General features: G+C 67.1%; 2 protein-coding genes. One reads left to right on the top strand and one right to left on the bottom strand.

Annotated features, from left to right (window positions below; all coding sequences use genetic code 11):
* Positions 1-739: 739 nt before the first annotated feature.
* Entirely contained in the window at positions 740-1336 is a 597-nt protein-coding gene (locus tag TBIF_RS15250) for a dihydrofolate reductase family protein (protein WP_024795639.1), read from the top strand.
* On the opposite strand, the gene TBIF_RS15245 is transcribed toward TBIF_RS15250, so the two are convergent.
* Complete coding sequence (locus TBIF_RS15245; protein WP_038171473.1) at positions 1333-2325, bottom strand: iron-siderophore ABC transporter substrate-binding protein; 993 nt, start codon at positions 2323-2325, stop codon at positions 1333-1335. The genes TBIF_RS15250 and TBIF_RS15245 overlap by 4 nt on opposite strands.
* Positions 2326-2373: the final 48 nt, after the last annotated feature.

The following is a 2373-nucleotide window of genomic DNA, read 5'->3' as shown; positions in this document are numbered from 1 at the left end:
CTATCAGCACTGCCTTCAAGACGCGATAAAACTAGTTCTCTCCAGCGGAAACGCGACTTTGACGTGACCCTGGCATTACACCCCGGACAAGGTCGCCAATTGGATCGTGCGCGCCGTGCATAGGCTGTTGCCGAATTCGATAGGCCACATCGCCGTCGTCCGCTCGGAGTGCAGCGCTGCGGATAGTCCTGCCGCGGGCCTACGTTGCGCGGGCAGGCAACGCCCGCATCGCCTCAATCGGGAGCATCGGGCACCGGAAATCCCCCGGTGGACGGACCTCGAATCGGGTGCCGCAGGAAAAGCCCAGGTCACGTGAGTGATGGCGGCCGGTCAGCCGTCACCAACGGGGGTATTCAGGCGATTCCTGACCAACAATCGCAGGTCGGGTGCCCGCTCGTGAAAATCCTGACCACGCCATAGTGCCGTTTGCCCAGGTGGCAGCGAACAAGGACCAGCTCTGACCGCACAAGCGGGCAGAACCCGATCCCCATCACCTAGATTGCCGGCCAATCGGGGTCAGGTGCCCGCGGAACGTAGGTCCCGTGCAGGACTACCAACTACGAATCGGCAACAGGCTCTGCAGCGCAAGCGCTCCATCGTCCCCGTCACCCCGGAATCGCACCTTGCCTATCATTTCCAGCGCCTATTGCCGGCGAATGTCCGGTGGGTCGCCGCGAAGAAGGACATTATTAACTAGCGTCGACACCGGTCGGCGAAACTACGGCGCGAGGAGAGCGGCATGCGGATCGTGGTCAGCGAGTTCATCAGCCTGGACGGCGTCGTGCAGGCGCCCGGAGGCCCGGAGGAGGACACCGACGGCGGGTTCGCCCACGGCGGTTGGTCGCATCCGTTCTTCGACCCCGAGGTGGTCGGCGGCGCGTTCGCGGGTGCCATCGCCGGAGCGGACGCGCTGCTGTTCGGCCGGCGCACCTGGGAGGGCATGGCTGCGGCCTGGCCGGGGCGGGCGGGCGATCCCTTTGCCGACCGGATGAACGCGATCGACAAGCACGTCGTCTCCGGCACCCTCGCCCCGGCCGACCTGACCTGGTCGAACAGCACGATCATCGCCGCAGACGGGGCTCTGGAGCGGATCCGCGAGCTGCGGGCCGCCGACGGCGGCGACCTGCTCGTCATGGGCAGCCCCACCCTGGTCCGCGCACTGCTCGCGGCGGGCCTGGTCGATGAGCTGGTGCTGATGATCGAGCCCGTGCTGCTGGGCGGGGGCAAGTCGATCTTCCCCGCCGACGGCGCGCTGCGGACCATGGAGCTGGTCTCCACCCAGGCCGCCGCGACCGGCGTGCAGGTGTGCGTCTACCGCCCGGCGGCCGACGGCTAATCGTTCGCCGCCGCCACCACCTGGTCGATCGCATAGTGCAGGCTCGCGACGGTGCTCTGCGACAGCGCCGCGCCCACCGCGGGCGGCTCCGAGTCGGCCAAGTAGGCGACCCGGCCCTCGGTGAATACCGGCAGGCTGCGGAAGAGCGGGTCCGCCCTAACCGTCTCCTGGTCGGCTGCATCGCCGATGAAGAACGCGCGATCGACGTCCAGCAGGCTCGCGTGCTCGGGGGAGAGCATCGCGTAGAACTGGGCACCGGCGGCCGCGTCGATCTCGGGGACGCTTGCGAAGCCCAGGTCGCTCAGCAGTTTGCCGCGGACATCGGTGGAGGCGAACGGGGCCAACGCGTTTTGGTACACGCTGAACGCGACGGCGGTCTTGCCGCTGAACTGCGGGTTCTCGGCCTTGACCTGCGCGATCTGCGCAGTGATAGCGTCGATGAGCTCGGTTGCCTCAGCCTCCTTGCCCACCGCCCGCGCGATCTGCCGGGCGGTGGCCTCCCAGGGCGCGGCGAACGGGTCTTCGACATCCTTGGCCCAGGCCACCGTCGGCGCGATCTTGGTCAGCCGCGCATAGTCATCCGCGGTCATGTCGGAGTAGACGCCGACAATGAGGTCCGGCTGCAGAGCCGCCACCTTCTCGAAGTTCAGGGACTCGCCATTGGTCATCACGACCTCCGGGACGACACCGTCCCAGAGCCGCTCTACCCATGGCCAGGAGATGTTGGCGTCCACGCCGTCGCCCGCCGGGTATTGGTCCACCATGCCGACGGGCTTGATCCCGAGCGCAAGCAGGGTCTGATCGTCGGTGTATCCGACGCTGACCACTCGCTGCGGGTTCACGGGCACATCGGTGACGCCGTAGGCATGCTCAACCGCGAACGTGTCCCCGCCCGCCACCTCGTCCGGGCCGGATCCGCAGGCGCTCAGCAGCAGCAACCCTGCGAGCAGAGCCGTCAGGGTTCGAAGAGATTCCCTAATGATTGTCAAGACCCGTCTTGAACTGCGGTTTCGGGCATGACCGGCCGCCGTAGGAGC

It is taken from the genome of Tomitella biformata AHU 1821 (genome assembly GCF_000524475.1).
Lineage (GTDB): Bacteria > Actinomycetota > Actinomycetes > Mycobacteriales > Mycobacteriaceae > Tomitella > Tomitella biformata.
This window is presented reverse-complemented; position numbering and strand designations above follow the sequence as displayed.

What these genes read in the sequence shown, in the direction of transcription:
- TBIF_RS15250 (WP_024795639.1), top strand. Translation starts at nt 740, where the DNA reads ATGCGGATCGTGGTCAGCGAGTTCATCAGCCTGGACGGCGTCGTGCAG.